The organism is Algoriella xinjiangensis (genome assembly GCF_900115015.1).
GTDB classification, from domain to species: Bacteria; Bacteroidota; Bacteroidia; order Flavobacteriales; family Weeksellaceae; genus Empedobacter; species Empedobacter xinjiangensis.
Genome location: NZ_FOUZ01000004.1, coordinates 135599 through 156299 on the forward strand (window position 1 = coordinate 135599; position 20701 = coordinate 156299).

A 20701-nucleotide genomic window follows, 5' to 3' on the forward strand; every position below is an offset into this window, starting at 1 on the left:
AATTAAATACTTTTCGTTAGATTCGTCCTTAAAGATTTATTATTTTTGCGATAATATACTCAACCTTACAAATGGCTATAAAAAACACACAGGAAGTTCCTAAAACTCCCAAAAAACAAATCATAAAAACAATTGTCGGTATTATTTTTTTAGTACTCGGACTTTTATTATTTATTTCATTTATTTCTTATTTTTTTAATGGATTAATTGACCAAAGTCAAATTACAGATTTATTAGATAAAAATGATCCTGCCGAAAATGTATTCGGAAAATTTGGAGCCTTACTTGGCGAAATTTTTATTTTACAAGGAATTGGTGTTGTCGCCTTTTTTATTCCGGTTTTCTTTATTCTTTTAGGAATTAAAATTGCTACAAATTGGAAAAAAATTAAACCTTTTACAACGCTTTATCAAAGTATATTTTTTATGATTTGGTTGCCAGTTTTATTTGGTTGCATTTTTCCAGATCAACACATGCTTTGTGGTGTAATGGGTTTCGAAATCAATGATTTTTTAAATAGTTTTATTGGTAAACTTGGTGTTATCTTGTTACTTATTGTTAGTTTGATTATTTATTGTGTGATTCATTTTAGAGTAACTTATGAAACGTTACAAGAAAAAATGGAAGAACGCGCAAAGCAAAAAGAAATTGAACGAATAGAAAAAGAGCAAGAGCGTCTTAAGAAAGAACAAATTGAGCTAAGACAGCGTAAAGAGCAAGAAGAACAAGAAAAAATAAATAAATTTAATCAAGATGCAGAAACGCAACAAGAGAAAGATGCGTTAGAAGAATTAAACTTGATTAAAGAAACTGAAGACAAAGCAATTCAATCTCATCGCATTAATCCTGATGAAGCTTTTAGCCAAAATTTCACAGTTAATCAACCAAAAGAGGAAGAACAAGTTGATGAAATGCCACTAAACATAACGACTTTAGTTGTTGATGAAATTGATGATAATGATGAAGTAGATTTTACACCAACTTACGAAGAAGAATTAGTTGATGAACAAGAAAATACAGATTCTGCAAACGGTGTTGAGCTTAAAATTACTCAAATTGACGAAGAAGAAACTTTAGAGCAAACTTCTGCAAGATTGGTACAAGAGCAAGGCGAATACAATCAACGTTTAGATTTACCAAATTTTCAGTTTCCTCCTATTTCGATGTTAAAGAAATATGACACTGGAAATACGTTAATCGATCAAAAAGAATTAGAAGTTAATAAAAATAGAATTATCGAAACCTTAAGAAATTATGGAATCGAGATTGCGTCTATTACAGCAACCATAGGGCCCACAGTTACTTTATACGAAATTGTACCACAAGCAGGAGTGCGTATTTCTAAAATTAAAAACTTAGAAGACGATATAGCACTTAGTTTATCTGCGCTTGGTATTCGTATTATTGCGCCAATTCCTGGTAAAGGAACAATTGGTATCGAGGTTCCGAATAGTAATCCTTCGATGGTTTCTATGCATTCAGTTATTGCTTCTCAAAAATTTCAAAATTCGGATATGGAATTGCCAATTGCTTTTGGTAAAACAATTACGAATGAAACTTTTATTGCTGATTTAGCAAAAATGCCTCACTTGTTGATGGCTGGTGCAACTGGACAAGGAAAATCTGTTGGATTAAATGCAATTATTACATCGTTACTTTATAAAAAACATCCATCCGAATTAAAATTTGTAATGGTCGATCCGAAGAAAGTAGAATTAACACTTTATTCGAAAATAGAACGTCATTATTTAGCGAAATTACCAGATGCCGAAGAAGCGATTATTACAGACAATGCGAAAGTTATTAACACGTTAAATTCGCTTTGTATTGAAATGGATGATCGTTACGATTTATTAAAAAATGCATTTGTTCGTAATATAAAAGAATACAACGCGAAGTTTAAGGAACGAAAATTAAACCCAGAGCAAGGCCACAGATTTTTACCTTATATTGTATTGATTGTTGATGAATTTGCAGATTTAATCATGACTGCAGGAAAAGAAGTTGAATTGCCAATAGCGCGTTTGGCGCAATTAGCGCGTGCCGTTGGTATCCATTTAATTGTTGCAACTCAGCGTCCATCGGTTAATGTAATTACAGGAACTATCAAAGCCAATTTCCCGGCTCGTGTTGCTTTTCGTGTAACGTCTAAAATCGATTCGAGAACAATTTTAGATTCTCCAGGTGCTGATCAACTTATTGGTAAAGGAGATATGTTATTTACAACCGGAAATGATTTGGTTCGTTTGCAATGTGCTTTTGTTGATACACCCGAAGTGGATAAAATTACCGAGTTTATTGGTGAGCAACGTGGTTATCCAGATGCGATGCATTTACCAGAATATGTTGGCGAAGAAAGTAATTCTAATTTAGATATTGATTTATCTGATCGCGATGTATTGTTTGAAGATGCAGCACGATTAATAGTTATTGCACAACAAGGTTCAGCATCATTATTACAACGAAAATTAAAATTAGGATATAACCGCGCTGGTCGATTAATTGATCAATTAGAAGCTGCTGGTATTGTTGGACATTTTGAAGGAAGCAAAGCGCGTCAAGTATTAATACAAGACGAAATTAGTTTGGAACAGTTGTTGAATAATTTGAATTAAATTTATTAAAAACAGAATAGAAAAATCAATTGTATGAAAAAAATTATTTATACTTTCATACTCTTATTAGTAGGGGTTGGAACTTTAAATGCACAATCGGCAAAACAAATTTTAGACAAAGTTTATACAAAATATACAAACGCAAATTCATATTACATCAAGTTTGATTTTAATCATACAATAAACGGAAAATTGACAGCTCGTTCGGGAGAAGTTTATTCGATGAAACAAAAATTTAATTTGAATGTTGGCGATATCAATCAAATTTTTACAGGAAAAGAATTAATCACTGTTTCTAAAGATGATAAAGAAGTGACAATTTCTGATGCATCAAACACAGATGATTTCTTAACACCAACAAAAGTTTTAAACACATATCGTTCGGGATACAACTATGCTTTGGCGGATAAAATAAAAGTAGGAAACCAAACAATTCAACACATCAAATTAACTCCAACAGGTTCATCTAGTATGAAACATTGTATTTTGGGTGTTAATACTGCAAATAATCAAATTTACGATTACAAAGAAGTTGGTAAAAATGGAGAAACTACATCTATCATAGTAAAAGATTATCTTGAAAATTTACTTATTCACAAAAGTTACTTTAACTTTGACCAAAAGAAATATAAGTCGCAAGGCTATATTATTACTCAATTATAATCAATGTTAAAGAAGCTTGACTGGTATGTAATTAAGACCTTTTTGGGTCCGTTTATTTTCATTTTTAGTGTTCTATTTTTTATCTTTATCGTTCAATTCGCTTGGCAACAAATGGAAAAATTTGTTGGTAAAGGATTAGAGTGGTATACGATTGCAGAATTACTTTTCTATTTAGGTATCAACGTTGTTCAGTTAGTTTTACCGTTAACAATCCTTTTAGGATCTATTATGACGATGGGTGGATTGGGCGAACGCTACGAATTAGCTGCCATGAAAGCATCTGGAATTTCGTTAACACGAATTCTTGCACCACTATTTGGTTTAATCATGTTAATGGCTGTCGGACTGTATTTTTTCGGAGACAAAATGATGCCTTTTTCGCAACAAAAAGCACGAACAATTTTTTATAATATTCTACAGACAAAACCTGCAATGAATATTAAAGAAGGTGTTTTTATTGAGTCTATTCCTGGCTTTCAGATGAAAATCAATAAAGTTTCGGGAGAAAATTCAGAAAAATTAGAAGATGTTTTTGTGCATCAAAATTCTCCTTTTGGCGAAAACACTATGACTATTTTATCTAAAAAAGGAAATCTTGCGCCAGATAAAAAAGATAATCGTTACTTAAAAATGGAACTTTACGATGGTATTGCATATTCGGATAACATCAAAAATAAAAATCAGCAAGAACGTCTTCGTCAAGAAAATCAATACACAAAATTTGATACTTTAAATTATTATATTGACATCTCTGACATTTTAAATTCAGGAAAAGATGAAGATCCAGGAGGTTCGTACAAATATTTGGACGGTAAAGGTCTTCGTCATTTGATTGATTCGTTAAACACCGATTATAAAAAATACTACAAAGAATTACAAAAAAATACATTTACACAGAACTATTATTTTGCCAATAAAACAAAAGAAGTTGACTCTGTAAAAACCAAAATGATTTTTGATTTAAAAGAATATAGTCCCGCTGATAAGGACAGAATTTTAAATCAAGCAGTACAAATGGTTAATCGTGACCAAGAAAATTTAAATTTTTCGCTACAAGAAATTGTTAACCGCGAAAAATTATATTCTAAAGTTAACATTCATTATCAACGTAACTTTTCGTACGCTGTTACATGTATTATTTTCTTTTTGATTGGCGCTCCGTTGGGTGCAATTGTTAAGAAAGGTGGAATTGGAATGCCCGTTATTATTTCGATTATTATTTTCGTTATTTATTTTATCATCAATTTTTCTGCGGAAAATATGGCGAAAAACGGTAATCTAGATCCTACAATAGCTGCTTGGGCGGCTAATATTATTGCCTTACCATTCTCTTTACTTTTCTGTTATAAAGCAAATCAAGATTCGGAAATCTTTAATATTAGTGTTTACATCGATCCTATTGTAAAATTCTTTAGTAAATTAAAAAAGACAAACAAAAGCGGGGAGCATTCTCGTTATCAATAAACAAATAAAATGGAAAAAATATCATCTCAATTAAACACAATTTCAGAAGCTTTAGAAGACCTAAAACAAGGAAAAGTTATCATTGTTGTTGACGATGAAGATCGTGAAAATGAAGGAGATTTCCTATGTATAGCCGAATTTGCAACGCCAGAAGTAATCAATTTTATGGTTACACACGGACGCGGTTTAGTTTGTACACCACTTACACAACAAAGATGTAAAGCATTAGGTCTTGACTTAATGGTTGGACACAATACAGCGATTTACGAAACTAACTTTACCGTTTCTGTCGATTTACAAGGACACGGATGTACAACTGGTATTTCTGCTTCGGATAGATCAAAAACAATACAAGCTTTAATCAATGAAGATACAAACCCAGATGATTTAGGTAAACCAGGACACATTTTTCCACTTATTTCGAAAGATGGTGGTGTTTTGGTGCGCATGGGACATACAGAAGCGGCTGTAGATTTGGCGCGCATGGCTGGTCATTATCCTGCGGGTTGTATTGTAGAAATTCTGAAAGAAGATGGCGAAATGGCTCGTCTTCCTGAATTATTAGATATTGCCAAGAAATTTGATCTTAAAATTGTTTCTATTGAGGATTTAATCGCTTATCGATTAGAAAACGAATCTTTAGTAAAAAGAATTGAGCAATTTCCTGCAAAAACTAAATATGGTGAGTACGAATTAGTAGCTTATCAACAAACCAATAACAGTCAAGTACATTTTGCGTTAACAAAAGGAAAATGGACAAAAGAAGATGTTGTTCCGGTTCGTGTAAAATCTACAAATAGTTATTACGATTTATTTAGCGCGTTGCAAAATGGCGAAACTCCTTTGTTAGAAAAAGCAATGAATATTATTAATGAAGAAGGAAAAGGTGTTATTATTTTTATCAATAATATTCAGAATTCTGAATTAGTAGAACAAAAATTAGAGATTTTTAAAAGCTTTTCTGAAGGAAAATCTAAATCGGGTGTTTTACCTGCTGATGAAAAAGACCACGGAATTGGTTCTCAAATTATCAAAGATTTAGGTATTCAGAAAATGAATTTAATTACACGTAAACCAGAAGAACCACATACTACGCAATATGGTTTGGAGATTGTGAAATGTTCTCAATTATAAAAAAATAAGATCTTTATATATAAAATCCGTTCAAAAAATTTTGAACGGATTTTTTTATTTTTAAATCAATTATATCGTATTTTTATTCAAATTGATAATATGATAAAATATCTTTTTACGCTTTTATTTATACAATTTGGTTTTATATTAACGTTTGCTCAATCACAAGATAAAAAATGGGCTGAAGAGCATTTTGAAAATAAATATGTAGAACAAGAATATAAAAAATCTAAAAATAAGATAAAATATTTAAGCGAAAATTTTTACACATATAAAGAAGATACAATTTCAACAGAAGATAATGCAGTAATGAATATGTTAATTTCTAATAATTTATTATTTCCATTATATAACAACTCAGATAAAATTTCTCGTACTTATTTTTTTAGAAATTTAATAGAAATCAACTCTAATCTTCCAGAAAATATAAAAAGATTTAGTTTTTGGTTAAATTCTTCATGCATAAAAGATATAGATACTGTATGTCTAAACAATCCTAGGTTATACTATATCGAAATAAAAAGTACACTTTTAAATCATGATAATTTATCAGAGTTTTACAAAAATTCAAAACTAACCTACTTAGGTAAAGGAGGTATTATTCTATAAAAAAATAAAAATGTTCTACATCAAACTAATATTATCAATTAGTATTTTTCTCTCAATTTTTATAAACGAAGGAAAAGCACAAACTAAGGAAATAAATCAAATTGATTCGATAATGAAATACTCAAGTAAAACAGGTGTTTTTAATGGTAATGTTCTTGTTTCTAAAAATAATAAAATTATCTACGACAAATCATTTGGCTATACTGATGAGAAAAAAATAAACAATTTAACAACAAATTACAGATTTAATATTGGTTCTATAACAAAAGAATTTAGTGCAGTTGCTCTAATGCAGTTAAAAGAAAAAGGTAAGTTAAAATTGAATGATACTGTATCAAAATTTTTACCAGAATTACCAAAATGGGCAAATAAAGTTACTATTAAAGATTTATTGCAATACTCAAGCGGAATACCAAATGTTAATTGGAAAAGTATTAAAAACGACAAAGATTTGTATGATGGATTAATGCAAATTGACACCCTTGATTTTGAACCTGGAACAAACTATGATTATAACAACAATAATATATTTTTAAGACAATTCATAATCGATAGAATAACTAAAATGCCTTATAAAGATTATGTAGAAAAATATATATTTAACACATGTAATCTATCTTCTGCATTATTAACACCATTCCAAACTGAAGAAAATATTGCGAAAGGATACAATGCAACTTTAGTACAAGACAAACCTGATTTACCAATAACTGGAGGTACTTACATCACAACTTCGGATTTATTAAAATGGTCAAGCTGTCTATACAATAAAAAGGTAATTAACAAAAAATCAATTTATGAACTTGGACAACACTTTGCTTTACCAGAAACTCAATCTGCTTTAGGGCAAGCTAAATTTAGTAAAACGAAATTAATTCAACATATACATGATGGTAGAGCAGGAAATTATGAAGCAATAATCTATTCGAATATTGAAAAAAAGTTTACAATAATTCTTTTAGACAATAATTATAATGGAAAAATTATTGAGATTTCAGAGGCAATCGCTATGATTCTAAATGATTAAAAAATATAACTATTAAACAAAAAAAAGCAGTTCAATTACTTGAGCTGCTTTTTCTTTTAAATCAATCATAATATTTAATGAGCGCTAGTAAAACGCTTTTCACTAACAAAGTGTAAGATTTTTTGGACGATTTTGGTATTTTTATAAAGGTTCCAATTCATTAATAGAACACTAAATAAAATTACGCCTAATCCATAAATCTGTAAATGTGTTACCACATCATCCGAAAAGAAATAACTTAATGCAACGGCCACAATTGGGTTAACGTAGGCATAAGTAGAAACTTCTACAGCGGGACGAACTTGCAATAACCAAACATACGAACCGAAGGCTAAAATAGAGCCAAACGTTGTAAGATAAGCCATAGATAACCAATCTTCGGTTGTTACGTTACTCAATTCAAATCGAGCATATTCGCCATTTAACATTGCAACGGTATTAAACAAAACGCCAGCAGTTATCATTTGCCAAGCTGTTTTAACCATAATGTGTAAATCTTGTTTTGGTTTTACAACATCCTTTTTTTGCTTGTCTGAGATATGTTTAGAATATAAAGAGCCCAATGTCCAAGCAATGGCACAAATAATCAAAACAATCATTCCTATTGTATTCAAAAATTGTTGTTCTGGATTTACATGCGTAGAAGTTGTTTGTTCGTAAAACAACATCAAAACACCTAAAAATCCTAAAATAACACCTAAAATAGTAGGCAAACTAGAGAAATTTTGTTTCCATTTCGGTTTATCTAAAACGATAAACCATATAGCTGCCGAAGCTGCCATAATAGCGACAATTCCGCTTGGTAAAAATTGTTCGGACCAAATAATACCAGCCATATCAATAAACAAAAGCATAAAACCTGTAAACATACATTGTTTTACAATCTGTTTATTCCACAACTTGTAACCTCTCATTTTACAATATCCCATTAATAAAGTACTCGCCGCGATAAAACGAAACGAACCTAAAATAAACGGGCTAAATCCATGTAAAGCTTTGTCTATAAAAAAATAAGTTGATCCCCAAACTACATAAACCACGAAATAAGCTAGTATAATTAGCATTTTACTTGGTTGACTTCCTTTCATTGCAATCTAAATTTTATTAAACCGTTGGTATAACGATATTCTGTTCTTCTTTTATGGTTTGTAGTACAATTGTTGTTCGTGTAGATGTAATTCCGCCAATTTTACTTAGATGTTGTCTCATTAGCTCTACCAAACCTTCAGAATCGCTTGTTCTAACTTTTATCAAATAACCGTCTTCACCAGCAATATCATGAACTTCTAAAACTTCTGGAATTTCTGCTAATTGTCTTCCTACGGTTTCGTCGCCAATAATATCTATCGTTTTTATAAAAATGAACGAAAGTAATTTTTGTCCAACTGCAACAGGATTTATTTTGGCATGATAAGCAATAATCACATTTTTGTTTTCAAGCTTTTTTACGCGTTCTAAAATTCCTGAAGGTGCCATTCCCAATTCTCTTGCGATATCTGCATTATTAATACGTGCATTATCTTGCATTAATCGCATGATTTTCAAATCGGTAGCATCTAAATTGTATTCTATCTTTTCCATTTCGAGTGCAAAATTAGGTGTTTTTGAATAATATTCAAAATAATTATTCAAAAATGTACATTATTCGTGATATGTTTTTTATTTACTAATAATATTCAAAAAATATGATTTGATATGATCAGTATCTACAAAATAAAAAAAGCTGCCCAAAAATGGACAGCTTATTATTTTAAAAAATTTCGGTTAGAGAATTAGTTTCCTCCTTCTTCCATTTTCTTTTTCAATTCTGCTAATGAATCGATATCTCCTAAAGTAGAAGTTTCGATTGTGTTATTAGAGTTATTGTTGTTGTTATTATTGTTGTTTGATTTCTCAATCTTAACATCTTCCTCACGGAAAGTTGATGTATGAGAAACTACTACACGACGGAATTCTTTGTTGAATTCGATCACTTTGAAAGAAGTTTCTTCTCCTTTCTTAACACGAGAACCATCTTCTTTCTCTAAAGTACGAGCTGGAGCGAAAGCTTCAACATCAGCATCTTCAAATTGGATTGTAGCTCCTTTGTCAAATACGTCAACAGCAGTACCTGTATGAGTTGTTCCTACAGCGTATTTACCTTCGTATTGATCCCAAGGATTATCAGTTAATTGTTTGTGACCTAAAGACAAACGACGAGCTTCTACGTCTAATTCTAAAACTACTACGTCTAAGATATCATCAACCGCACAGAATTCTGATGGGTGTTTGATTTTCTTAGTCCAAGATAAGTCAGAAATGTAGATTAATCCGTCAACACCTTCTTCTAATTCTACGAATACACCGAAGTTTGTGAAATTACGAACTTTACCTTTGTGAGTAGAACCTACAGGGTATTTAGTTGTAATATCAGTCCAAGGATCTGGAGTTAATTGTTTGATACCTAAAGACATTTTTCTTTCTTCTCTGTCTAAAGTTAAAACTACTGCTTCTACTTCATCACCAACTTTTACGAAATCTTGAGCAGAACGTAAGTGAGTTGACCATGACATTTCAGAAACGTGGATTAAGCCTTCAACACCTGGAGCAACCTCTACGAATGCACCGTAATCAGCTAAAACAACTACTTTACCTTTTACTTTATCACCAACTTTTAAGTCAGCATTTAAAGCATCCCATGGATGAGCTTCTAATTGTTTAATACCTAATTGGATACGAGATTTATCTTCGTCGAAATCTAAGATTACAACGTTAATTTTTTGTCCATCTTCTAAAATCTCAGAAGGGTGGTTGATACGAGACCAAGATAAGTCAGTAATGTGGATTAAACCGTCAACACCTCCTAAGTCTACGAATACACCGTAAGATGTGATGTTTTTAACTTCACCTTCTAATACTTGTCCTTTCTCTAATTGAGCAACGATTTCTTTCTTTTGAACTTCAATATCTGCCTCGATTAACGCTTTGTGAGAAACTACTACGTTTTTAAATTCTGGGTTGATTTTAACAACTTTGAATTCCATAGTTTTTCCTACGAATTGTTCGTAATCACGGATTGGTTTAACATCGATTTGAGAACCTGGTAAGAAAGCTTCGATTCCAAATACGTCAACAATCATACCTCCTTTCGTACGAGCTTTGATGTAACCGTTAACAATTTCTTGAGAATCATGTGCTTTATTAACAGCATCCCAAGCGTTTAATGTACGCGCTTTTTTGTGAGATAAGATTAATTGACCGTTTTTGTCTTCACGTTGGTCAACCATTACCTCAACTATATCACCAACTTTTAAATCTTGGTTATAACGGAATTCGTTTAATGAAATTACACCTTCTGATTTGAAGTTGATATCAACGATAGCTTCTTTATCAGTAATACGTACAACTTGTCCTTTGAAAACTTCATTTTCATGTAGTTCTTCTAAAGTTGTGTCATACATTTGCTCTAATTCAGCTTTCTCTTTACGATCAGCTTCATTTAATCCTGATTCGAAAGATTCCCAATCAAAAGATTCTGGTGCTACGTTTTCGTTAGCAGACGCATCTACTACAGGAGCATTAAGAATTACTTCTTGTACTTCCTCTTGTTTTGTTTCTTTAGACATTTTCTAAAAATTTGTATCTCTATCAAATTTATTCTGGAATCATCAAAATGCAAATATATGATGGAGAGTTGTTTAACTTAATAATTAATCGCTTGATTCCTAAACCATTTTAGCGAGTGCAAATATATAAATAATATTTAATTATTTGGCATCTTTTTAGCTTTAACATCAAGAAATCAAATATATTATAACAGATTTATTCAAAAAATCTCTTTCGTTTATTTGTAACTTGTCATCAACTCCAATTTATATTTTATGGATAGTTTAAAAAAACTAAAACGATTTTCTAAAATAGTAAGTGTCTTATCCAAATATGGTTTCGAAGAAATTTTATCTCGCGGAAGCGATTTTTTACACAACGAACCAACAAACGAAATTTTTAACGCCAATTTTAATCAACGATTTAGATTAGTTTTAGAAGAATTAGGACCAACTTACATCAAATTTGGGCAATTATTAAGCAACCGAAAAGATTTGGTTCCCGAAGCTTTGATCGAAGAATTAAAAAAATTACAAGACAATGTACCGCCCGAAGAAATAGACATTAGACAAAAAATAAAAGATGAATTTGACATAAATCCTGACGAACATTTTTTAACAATAGACGAACTTCCTTTTGCCGCAGCAAGTATTTCGCAAGTTTACCGCGCAACTTTATTAAATGGCGAAGAAGTTATTTTTAAAGTAAAACGTTCTAATATTCAGAAAATCATCGAATCTGATTTAGCGCTGATTCGCGACATTATTCATTTTCTAGAAAAAAAATACGAAAAACTTCAAAAATTATTTGTTTCCGAAATCGAGAAATCATTTGAAAACTCAATCATAAAAGAACTTTCACTAACAAACGAATTACAAAACATAGAACGTTTCAGAAAAAATTTTGAAAATAGTAAAGATGTTTATGTCCCAAAAACTTATCCAGATTACTCGAACAATAATTTTCTTTGCATGGAATTTATTGATGGATACAAAGTAAATGACGTCGAAAAATTGCAAGAATTAGGTTTAGATCCTAAAAAAATTGTGCAAAAAGGTTTTGATATTTATTTGAAACAATTGTTAGAAGATGGATTTTTTCATGCAGATCCTCATCCCGGAAATATTTTTATTCTAAAAGATGGACGCACTGTTTTTATTGATTTTGGATCGATGGGAATTTTAGCAATTAATGAAAAAGAAGCTTTAGAAAATGTTGTGATTGATTTTGGACTCAAAAATCCAAAACGAATTGTTCGCTCGCTCAAAAAAATGGCGATAAAACATTTTATCGACAACGAAAAACAGTTGGAACGTGATATTGCAGATATTTTTGATTACTTAGAATATAATACAGTTGACACAATTGAAGTACAAGTTATCATCAAAAAATTTAATCATATACTACATAACAACCATGTTTTGTTGCCCGAATATGTGTACATTTTGATGCGCGGAATTGCGCTGATAGAAGGTATTGGACAACAATTACACGCTGATCTTAATGTACAACGATCTATGCGTCCGTATGCGATAAAATTGGCGCGCCAAAAATTTCATCCAAAATATTTGAGTAAAAAAGCAATTGATAATCTGAAAGATGTTCAAGATTTAATTAATGATTTGCCAGAAGATACGTTGAAGTTAATTGAGAAAATAAATCATGATAAATTAGCCATGAATTTTAAAATCAATGAAATTGATCATATCGAAAAGTTAATGAAAGACAGTATTAATAAACTGGTTTTAGCCATTCTTACTTTAGCTTTCGGAATTGGAGCAAGTATGTTGGCAAATACAAATGTTCGCCCAATGATTTTAGATATGCCACTACTTTCGTGGGTGGGCTATTTACTTTCTGTTTTTACTGCTGGTTGTATTATAATATTAGTTTTTAGAAAGAAATAATTATAAATTATACCAAAATAAAAAAGCCACCTCAATGAGGTGGCTATTTTTGTATATTATCGTTTTAAAGAATTATTTTTTCTTTTTGATAACTTTAGTTTCTGTAACTACCGCTGTTCTAGGTAATACTTCAACACGTCTGTTTCTTTGGTAACACTCTTCTGTGTTTTCAGTACATAACAATTGTGTTTTTCCTAAACCACGAGCAGTTAAACGAGCTTTATCAACTCCACCTCTTTCAGCTAAAATATTAACTAATGCTTGAGCACGTTTTAAAGATAATGTTTTGTTGTAAGCATCTTTACCTCTTTGATCAGCATGTCCGTCAATGTAGAAGTTTTTCGCTTTTAAATCATCAGAATTTAAAATTTGAGCAGCTACACGTACATCTTCATAAGAAGAAGGAACAATTTTATCAGAGTTATATTCGAATAAAATGTTAGATAAACGTTTTGCTACGTGAACTTCTGTCCATGGACATCCGTTGTTTTCTTTTGGTCCTTTAACTGTTGGACAAGCATCATCTTTATCTGGAATACCGTCTCCGTCTGTATCTGGACATCCATTAAACTCAGCTAAACCAAATTCTGTTGGACATTCATCATCTTTATCTAAGATTCCATCACCATCTGTATCTGGCCAAGGACATCCATTATTTTCTACTGGACCTGCAACTGTAGGACAAGCATCATCTTTATCTGGAACACCATCACCATCTGTATCTGGACAACCTTGGAATTCAGCTAAACCAAATTCTGTTGGACAAGCATCATCTTTATCAAAGATTCCATCACCATCTGTATCTGGACATCCATTTGTAGCTGGATCTCCTGTAGCAATACCTGGAGTATCTGGACATGCATCTTCGTCATCTGCAATACCATCGTTATCTCTATCTTGTTTTCCGAAACGGAAAGTTACACCAACTGTGTGTTGAAAGAAGTCAAAATAATTGTTTCCTCCATAAGCTGGTAACCAGTTATAATCAGAAGCAACGTTTAAACCGAAGTTTTTAGTAAACCAAAAGTTAACCCCTGCTCCTGCAGAAATTGTAAAATGATTTTTTTCTAAATCTTCAACTTCTGTTAATTGGTAAGTTCCTCCATTTTCGTTACCGTAGTAAGCTGTTAATGGGAAAGCTAATCCTGTGTAATCATATCTGTGGTAGTTAGCACCAACACGTACGTATGGATCAAACCAAGAATCCTCACCTAAAATGTAACCATTAGCTAATTTATAACGTAATCCTAAACCAGCGTTGATGAATAATTCATCTTTAATAGCTAATCTGTTGTTATCAACTTCACCAACAGAAGCAGTTAAATCAACATCAAAAGATCTGTTTAAGTTACGGATGATAGATAATTTAGATAACGGTGGAACGATATCCCAATTATCTGTTTTAAAATACTGGTTAAATGGACCAGTCGCCGAGTTGTGATCAACTGCGTGAGCACCAACTGTAATTGCCCAAGGATTCTTAGAATTTTGAGCATCAACAAAAGAGTTACCCGCTAGGAATAACACTACTGCAGACAATAATAGATTAAACTTTTTCATTATCAAATATTTAGCGTTTTAAATATATTTAATTTTATACAATAATAAGACAAATTTAAGAATTCTTTACCATTCTATCCAAATCTCTTTTCAAATCTTTTCCTTTTATTGTGTTTCTTTTGTCAAAAAGTTTCTTTCCTTTTGCCAAATAGATTTTCAATTTAGCCAACCCATTGTTGTTTATATAAAGCGTTGTAGCTACAATTGTCAATCCTGTTTCTTTTGTTTTACGCTCTAATTTACGTAATTCAGATTTTTGCAATAAAAGTTTTCGGTCTCTTCTTGTTTTATGATTAAAGTATGTACCCCAATCATATTCGTCTATAAACATATTAATGATATAGAGTTCTCCGTTCTTCATTTGGCAAAAACTTTCTGTAATAGAAGCCTTTCCCATACGGATTGATTTAATTTCAGTTCCAAACAACTGGATGCCGGCATCGTATGAATCCATTAATTCATATTCAAACCTGGCGCGCTTATTCTTAATTGTAACTTCTTTTTGCACTTTATTTTATTCCAATTAAAATTTGTAACTTTGCCGGAAGGTCAAACAAACATCATACCAAAAATTATGTTAAATGTTTCTAATTTATCACTTCAATTCGGAAAGCGAATACTTTTCGACGAAGTTAATATAAAATTTGCAAATGGCAACTGTTATGGAATAATAGGTGCTAATGGAGCAGGTAAATCTACATTTTTAAAAATACTATCAGGTGAAATCGATCCTACTTCTGGACAAGTAAGTTTAGAAAAAGGAAAACGTATGTCTGTCTTAGAACAGAATCACTTTAAATACGACGAATATACAGTTTTAGACACTGTTTTACGTGGAAACAAAGTTTTATACGATATTAAAGAACGTATGGACGCTTTGTATGCAAAACCAGATTTTTCTGAAGAAGACGGTATAAAAGCTGGAGAGCTTGGCGTTGAATTTGAAGAAATGAATGGTTGGAATGCAGAATCTGATGCATCTACATTATTATCTAACGTAGGGATCGAGACAGATTTGCACTATACATTAATGGGAGATTTAGATAATAAAGCAAAAGTACGTATTTTGATTGCGCAAGCTTTATTTGGAAATCCTGATGTATTAATCTTAGATGAGCCTACCAATGAGTTGGATGTAAATACAATTTCTTGGTTAGAGGATTTCTTAGGTAATTTTGAAAACACAGTAATTGTTGTATCTCACGACCGTCACTTTTTAGACGCAGTTTGTACACATATCTGTGATTTAGATTTCTCTAAATTAAACTTATATTCTGGTAATTATACTTTCTGGTACGAGTCTTCGCAATTAGCTGCAAAGCAAAGAGCGCAACAAAACAAGAAAGCAGAAGAAAAGAAGAAAGAGTTACAAGACTTTATTGCTCGTTTCTCTTCTAACGTTGCGAAAGCAAAACAAACAACATCTCGTAAAAAGATGATTGAGAAGTTAAACATCGAAGATATTAAACCATCATCTCGTCGATATCCCGCAATTATTTGGGATCAATCTCGCGAAGCTGGTGATCAAATCTTAGAAGTAGAAAACTTATCTGCATCTGTTGATGGTGAAACTTTATTTAAAGATGTTCACTTAAACTTAAGAAAAGGAGATAAAGTTGGTGTATTCTCTAAAAACTCGAAAGCAATTTCTCAATTTTTCGAAATTCTTTCAGGTCAAGCGAAACCAGATACTGGCGAAGTAAATTGGGGTATTACAACAACACAAGCTTATTTACCATTAGATAACACAGATTTTTTTAAAGAAGACATCAATTTAGTAGATTGGTTACGTCAATATACAGAATCTGACGACGAACGTCACGAAGAATTTATGCGTGGTTTCTTAGGAAAAATGTTATTTTCGGGTGACGAAGCATTAAAAAAATCTTCTGTTTTATCAGGAGGAGAAAAAATGCGTTGTATGTTCTCTCGCATGATGTTATTACGTGCAAACGTATTATTATTAGACGAGCCAACAGGTCACTTAGACTTAGAATCGATTACAGCTTTAAATAACTCTTTGGTTAACTTTAAAGGAACAGTTTTAATGGGATCTCATGATCATGAGTTAATTGAAACGACTTGTAACCGTATTATCGAGTTAACACCAAACGGAATTATTGATCGTTACATGACGTACGATGAATTTTTATCTGACGATAAAGTAAAAGAATTAAAAGCTAAATATTACGCTTAATTTCTTTTTAACATAGAAAATACCAAAATCCAGATTGTGCAAACAATCTGGATTTTTTTATACCCAAAAAAGATTAACTTTGATTCGAATTTTAGCCATTATGATTTCAATTCCATCAATTTTACTTTATCTAATTATAGCTTTGATTATTTTTTTAATCATCATGTCAACCTATTTAATCAATTCACTAAAAACAGAAAAAAAATTAAATAATTTACAAACACAACGAATGGATAATTTATCGACTAAAGTTGATGAATTGAAATTAGAAAATTACGAAGCAAAATTAAATCCGCATTTATTCAAAAACATACTTAATTCAATTCAATCAAATGCATATCAAACCTTTTATACAATTGATAAATTGGCAAATGTGTTGGATTATATTTTATACGAAAGCAAAGCTAATTTTGTAACCGTAAAAGATGAAATTGACTTTACAAAAAATTTTATCGAGATTAATAAAGTAAAAGTTAGTCCACTGTTTGACTTTCAAGTCAAAACAAAAATCGATGAACAATCTAGTTTTTATCAAGAAAAAATTATTGCACCTTTAATCAGTATTGATTTTATTGAAAACGCCTTTAAACATACCGATTTTCAACAAGCCAATTCATTTATAAAAATTGTTATAGAGCTGAACGATAAATCATTTCAAATACAAGTTATCAATAAAATTTCGCAACGAAATAGTTTAAAAAAGGAATCGAGCGGACACGGAAGTCAGTCTTTAGAACATCGTTTAAAAATGGTTTACGGAAGTCATTTTTCACTTTCTAAAATCGCCGAACAAGATGTTTTTGTTGCACAGCTAAAAATTAATTTACATGAATTCTACACTAAAATGCATTCTAGTTGATGACGAGTTATTGGGTTTAAAATACCTGAAAATGCTTTGCGAACAAATCGAAAATATAGAAGTTGTAAAGTCTTTTGTTGACCCAGAATTATTTATAAATGAGATTAATGATTTAGAATTTGATTTCTGTATTCTAGATATAGAAATGCCTAAAATAAATGGTTTACAAGTTGCTAATTTATTAAACAACAAACCTTTTATTTTTGCAACTGCATACAAAGAATATGCAATTGATGCTTTTGATTTGGATGCGACAGATTATATTCAAAAACCAATCAAAAAAGAGCGTTTAACACAAGCTATTGATAAAATAAAAAAACGTTTACAACCAACTATTACAGCACAAAATTCTTATGTACAATTAAACTCTGATAAAGGGAAAATTTTACTACAATTTAATCAAATTCTTTATATCACAACTTCTGCTTCAGAAAGTCGAGATAAGTTAGTTTATTACCAAGATTTATCAGATTTGACCTTAAAAAATATCACGTTAGATCATTTAATCGAGCTTCTTCCAACAGAAGATTTTGCACGAATTAACAAACGAGAAATCATCAATATTCATCATATCAAATATTTTCATTCAGAAGAAATTACTTTAGATATTTTATCAAAAGAAAATAAAGAGATTAATTTAGTTCTAAGCGAGGTTTATAAAGCTAATTTTATTGCGCAAATTTCCGTTTAGTTACAAAATTATCCCGTTTCATTACATTTATACGATTCTTTAAAAAAGCAAGTCTATTTTTCGTAAATTAATTTCAGATTTTTGACAAAAATTTACGCCATGAACAAATCGACAAGAAACGCTATCTTCTACATTGTAACCATATTACTTTGTTCGGTAATGATGTATTTCATCGTGATGAAAGCAGAAGAATTGGAAACTGCAAAACATGTGATGCATGTTGCGGGAGAAAACAATTATTTTAAAGATTTTCTTAATAGTATTGTACATAATATTAGTCATCCGCTTGCAATATTATTAGCGCAAATTGTAACGATTATTTTTACTGCGCGTGTTTTTGGATGGATTTTTAACAAAATTGGACAACCAACTGTTATCGGAGAAATTATTGCGGGTATTTTTCTTGGACCTTCTTTTATTGGAATGTATTTTCCTGAATTTTTTAACGATTTATTTCCAAAAGAATCTTTAGGCAATTTAGAGTTTATCAGTCAAATTGGACTAATCCTTTTTATGTATGTAATTGGGATGGAATTAGATTTAAAAGTACTGAAAAAAAATGCGCAAGACGCTATTGTAATTAGCCATGCCAGTATCATTATTCCTTTTACATTAGGCTTAGCTTTAGCTGGATTAATCTATATGGAATTTGCGCCAGAAGGCATCAATTTCTTATCATTTGCCTTATTTATAGGGATTTCTATGAGTATTACAGCATTTCCGGTTTTAGCACGAATTGTACAAGAACGCGGAATTAGTAAAACTCGTTTAGGCTCTATTGTTATTACTTGTGCCGCCGCAGACGACATCACCGCTTGGTGTTTATTAGCTGCCGTAATTGCAATTGTAAAAGCAGGCTCTTTTATCAGTTCTATTTACGTTATTTTACTAGCATTGGTTTATGTAATTGCAATGATTCGTTTTGTTCGCCCATTTCTGAAAAGAATTGCAGACGTACATTCTACAAAAGCAACATTAACAAAACCTATTATCGGAATTTTCTTTTTGGTTTTGATTATTTCATCATATTTAAGCGAAATTATTGGAATTCATGCTTTATTTGGAGCTTTTTTAGCTGGAACAATTATGCCTGAAAATCTAAAATTCAGAAATCTATTCATCGAGAAAATCGAAGATGTTTCACTTGTTTTATTACTTCCACTCTTTTTTGTTTTTACAGGTTTACGTACACAAATTGGTTTATTAGATTCGCCACATTTATGGAAAACAGCAGGATTAATTATTCTAGTTGCCGTAGTCGGAAAATTTGTTGGTAGCGCAATTGCCGCCCGATTTGTTGGTCAAAAATGGAAAGATAGTTTGACCATTGGCGCCTTGATGAATACTAGAGGTTTAATGGAATTAGTTGTGCTTAATATTGGATATGATTTAGGCGTTTTAACGCCAGAAGTTTTTGCAATGATGGTTATTATGGCGCTTGTCACAACTTTTATGACAGGACCTGCGTTGGATATTATCAATTGGATTTTTAGAAAACAAAAAACAGAAGACGAATTAGTCGAAATTAGTAATAGTCAGAAATACAAAATTTTAATTGATTTTCAGACTCCCGAAAAAGGCGCAGAATTATTACGAATAGCAAATAGTTTTGTTAAAAATCAAGATGATAATTCGTTGGTTACCGCAATTCATGTGATGAAAAGTATAGAAGTGCAACATTTTAATTTAGAGGAAAAAGAGAAAGAAATTTTTGAACCAATTATTGAAGTTTCCGAAGAATTAAACCAAGATGTTACCACAATGTTCAAAATTTCTACTGATATCGTTCATGATACTGTAGATGTCGCGCAAAAAGGCGATTATGATTTGATGTTAATGGGCGTTCGAAATTCTATTTATTCGGGCTCTTTACTTGGTAATATTTTAGGTTTTACAACTAAAATTATTGATCCAGATATTTTAATTGAACAAGTTACCGGAAGAGAAAACATGTTTGATCATTCGGTTTTTAACGAAAGAACGAAACAATTATTAAACAAATCTAATATTCCGGTTGGTGTTGTTTTGGATAAAAATTTTACGAAAGCAGAAAAAGTTTTCCTTCCATTATTCGGAAATAAAGATGCTGATTTATTGAAATATGCGCAACGATTAATCTCAAATAGCGAAGCTCAAATTATAATTGTAGATGTTAATGGTTACACAAAAAGTCATTCGGAAGTGAAAGAAATTATACGCAGTATAGAAAATATTGCGCCAAATCATATCAGTTTATCGTACAAACAATCCTTAGATGAAGATTTTTTGAATCAAATGGATTTGATGTTAATTAGTATGGAAAGTTGGAAAAATCTTGTTGATAGTAAAAGTATTTGGATTGCAAACGTCCCTACAACATTGATTATTTCGGAATAGGAATTTTTATTAAG

General features: G+C 31.1%; 16 protein-coding genes. 11 read left to right on the plus strand and 5 right to left on the minus strand.

Annotated elements, in window-relative coordinates:
* Positions 1–71 precede the first annotated feature (71 nt).
* From BM072_RS04875 to BM072_RS04900, 6 genes are all read left to right on the plus strand, one after another.
* A complete protein-coding gene (locus BM072_RS04875) occupies positions 72–2615 on the plus strand; it encodes an FtsK/SpoIIIE family DNA translocase (RefSeq protein WP_092907125.1) in 2544 nt (847 codons plus the stop codon).
* A 33-nt stretch (positions 2616–2648) separates the two neighbouring features.
* The gene (gene lolA1, locus BM072_RS04880) at positions 2649–3278 is read left to right on the plus strand and encodes an outer membrane lipoprotein periplasmic chaperone LolA1 (RefSeq protein ID WP_092907127.1); all 630 of its coding nucleotides are present in this window, start codon (positions 2649–2651) and stop codon (positions 3276–3278) included.
* A 3-nt stretch (positions 3279–3281) separates the two neighbouring features.
* Complete coding sequence (locus BM072_RS04885) at positions 3282–4742, plus strand: LptF/LptG family permease (RefSeq protein WP_092907129.1); 1461 nt, start codon at positions 3282–3284, stop codon at positions 4740–4742.
* A 9-nt stretch (positions 4743–4751) separates the two neighbouring features.
* A complete protein-coding gene (gene ribB, locus BM072_RS04890) occupies positions 4752–5876 on the plus strand; it encodes a 3,4-dihydroxy-2-butanone-4-phosphate synthase (protein ID WP_092907131.1) in 1125 nt (374 codons plus the stop codon).
* Positions 5877–5975: 99 nt separating this feature from the next.
* Positions 5976–6485 (plus strand): hypothetical protein, encoded by a 510-nt coding sequence (locus BM072_RS04895; protein ID WP_092907133.1) that lies wholly within the window; start codon positions 5976–5978, stop codon positions 6483–6485.
* Between the two features lie 112 nt (positions 6486–6597).
* On the plus strand, positions 6598–7512 hold the full coding sequence (locus BM072_RS04900) for a serine hydrolase domain-containing protein (protein ID WP_092907135.1): 915 nt from the start codon (positions 6598–6600) through the stop codon (positions 7510–7512).
* 74 nt (positions 7513–7586) lie between these two features.
* Here the strand turns inward: BM072_RS04900 and BM072_RS04905 are convergent, their stop codons facing one another.
* The 3 genes from BM072_RS04905 to rpsA form a co-directional block, all read right to left on the minus strand.
* Entirely contained in the window at positions 7587–8600 is a 1014-nt protein-coding gene (locus tag BM072_RS04905) for an EamA family transporter (RefSeq protein ID WP_092907137.1), read from the minus strand.
* A gap of 16 nt (positions 8601–8616) precedes the next feature.
* Positions 8617–9084: an Lrp/AsnC family transcriptional regulator gene (locus BM072_RS04910; protein ID WP_221405163.1), complete on the minus strand. Its 468-nt coding sequence runs from the start codon at positions 9082–9084 to the stop codon at positions 8617–8619.
* A gap of 200 nt (positions 9085–9284) precedes the next feature.
* Positions 9285–11117, minus strand: coding sequence for a 30S ribosomal protein S1 (gene rpsA / locus BM072_RS04915; protein ID WP_092907141.1), 1833 nt, complete (start codon positions 11115–11117; stop codon positions 9285–9287).
* 255 nt (positions 11118–11372) lie between these two features.
* Here rpsA and BM072_RS04920 point away from each other — a divergent pair, with 255 nt between their 5' ends.
* Positions 11373–13004 (plus strand): ABC1 kinase family protein, encoded by a 1632-nt coding sequence (locus BM072_RS04920; protein ID WP_092907143.1) that lies wholly within the window; start codon positions 11373–11375, stop codon positions 13002–13004.
* A 72-nt stretch (positions 13005–13076) separates the two neighbouring features.
* On the opposite strand, the gene BM072_RS04925 is transcribed toward BM072_RS04920, so the two are convergent.
* Both BM072_RS04925 and smpB read right to left on the minus strand, forming a co-directional pair.
* Entirely contained in the window at positions 13077–14564 is a 1488-nt protein-coding gene (locus BM072_RS04925) for an OmpA family protein (protein ID WP_092907145.1), read from the minus strand.
* A 55-nt stretch (positions 14565–14619) separates the two neighbouring features.
* Positions 14620–15072: an SsrA-binding protein SmpB gene (gene smpB / locus BM072_RS04930; protein ID WP_092907147.1), complete on the minus strand. Its 453-nt coding sequence runs from the start codon at positions 15070–15072 to the stop codon at positions 14620–14622.
* A gap of 66 nt (positions 15073–15138) precedes the next feature.
* On the opposite strand from smpB, the gene BM072_RS04935 reads away from it, so the two are divergent.
* From BM072_RS04935 to BM072_RS04950, 4 genes are all read left to right on the plus strand, one after another.
* Positions 15139–16761, plus strand: coding sequence for an ABC-F family ATP-binding cassette domain-containing protein (locus BM072_RS04935; RefSeq protein ID WP_092907307.1), 1623 nt, complete (start codon positions 15139–15141; stop codon positions 16759–16761).
* A 229-nt stretch (positions 16762–16990) separates the two neighbouring features.
* A complete protein-coding gene (locus BM072_RS04940) occupies positions 16991–17620 on the plus strand; it encodes a sensor histidine kinase (RefSeq protein ID WP_245752059.1) in 630 nt (209 codons plus the stop codon).
* Entirely contained in the window at positions 17589–18311 is a 723-nt protein-coding gene (locus tag BM072_RS04945) for a LytR/AlgR family response regulator transcription factor (protein WP_092907149.1), read from the plus strand. Before BM072_RS04940 ends, BM072_RS04945 begins: the two co-directional genes overlap by 32 nt.
* Before the next feature lie 99 nt (positions 18312–18410).
* On the plus strand, positions 18411–20687 hold the full coding sequence (locus tag BM072_RS04950) for a cation:proton antiporter (protein WP_177190255.1): 2277 nt from the start codon (positions 18411–18413) through the stop codon (positions 20685–20687).
* Positions 20688–20701: the final 14 nt, after the last annotated feature.

Bases quoted from the DNA above. Each gene is read 5' to 3' on its own strand.
- BM072_RS04875 (WP_092907125.1), top strand. From the start codon at position 72: ATGGCTATAAAAAACACACAGGAAGTTCCTAAAACTCCCAAAAAACAA.
- lolA1 (WP_092907127.1), top strand. From the start codon at position 2,649: ATGAAAAAAATTATTTATACTTTCATACTCTTATTAGTAGGGGTTGGA.
- BM072_RS04885 (WP_092907129.1), top strand. From the start codon at position 3,282: ATGTTAAAGAAGCTTGACTGGTATGTAATTAAGACCTTTTTGGGTCCG.
- ribB (WP_092907131.1), top strand. From the start codon at position 4,752: ATGGAAAAAATATCATCTCAATTAAACACAATTTCAGAAGCTTTAGAA.
- BM072_RS04895 (WP_092907133.1), top strand. From the start codon at position 5,976: ATGATAAAATATCTTTTTACGCTTTTATTTATACAATTTGGTTTTATA.
- BM072_RS04900 (WP_092907135.1), top strand. From the start codon at position 6,598: ATGAAATACTCAAGTAAAACAGGTGTTTTTAATGGTAATGTTCTTGTT.
- BM072_RS04905 (WP_092907137.1), bottom strand. From the start codon at position 8,600: ATGAAAGGAAGTCAACCAAGTAAAATGCTAATTATACTAGCTTATTTC.
- rpsA (WP_092907141.1), bottom strand. From the start codon at position 11,117: ATGTCTAAAGAAACAAAACAAGAGGAAGTACAAGAAGTAATTCTTAAT.
- BM072_RS04920 (WP_092907143.1), top strand. From the start codon at position 11,373: ATGGATAGTTTAAAAAAACTAAAACGATTTTCTAAAATAGTAAGTGTC.
- BM072_RS04925 (WP_092907145.1), bottom strand. From the start codon at position 14,564: ATGAAAAAGTTTAATCTATTATTGTCTGCAGTAGTGTTATTCCTAGCG.
- BM072_RS04935 (WP_092907307.1), top strand. From the start codon at position 15,139: ATGTTAAATGTTTCTAATTTATCACTTCAATTCGGAAAGCGAATACTT.
- BM072_RS04940 (WP_245752059.1), top strand. From the start codon at position 16,991: ATGGATAATTTATCGACTAAAGTTGATGAATTGAAATTAGAAAATTAC.
- BM072_RS04945 (WP_092907149.1), top strand. From the start codon at position 17,589: ATGAATTCTACACTAAAATGCATTCTAGTTGATGACGAGTTATTGGGT.
- BM072_RS04950 (WP_177190255.1), top strand. From the start codon at position 18,411: ATGAACAAATCGACAAGAAACGCTATCTTCTACATTGTAACCATATTA.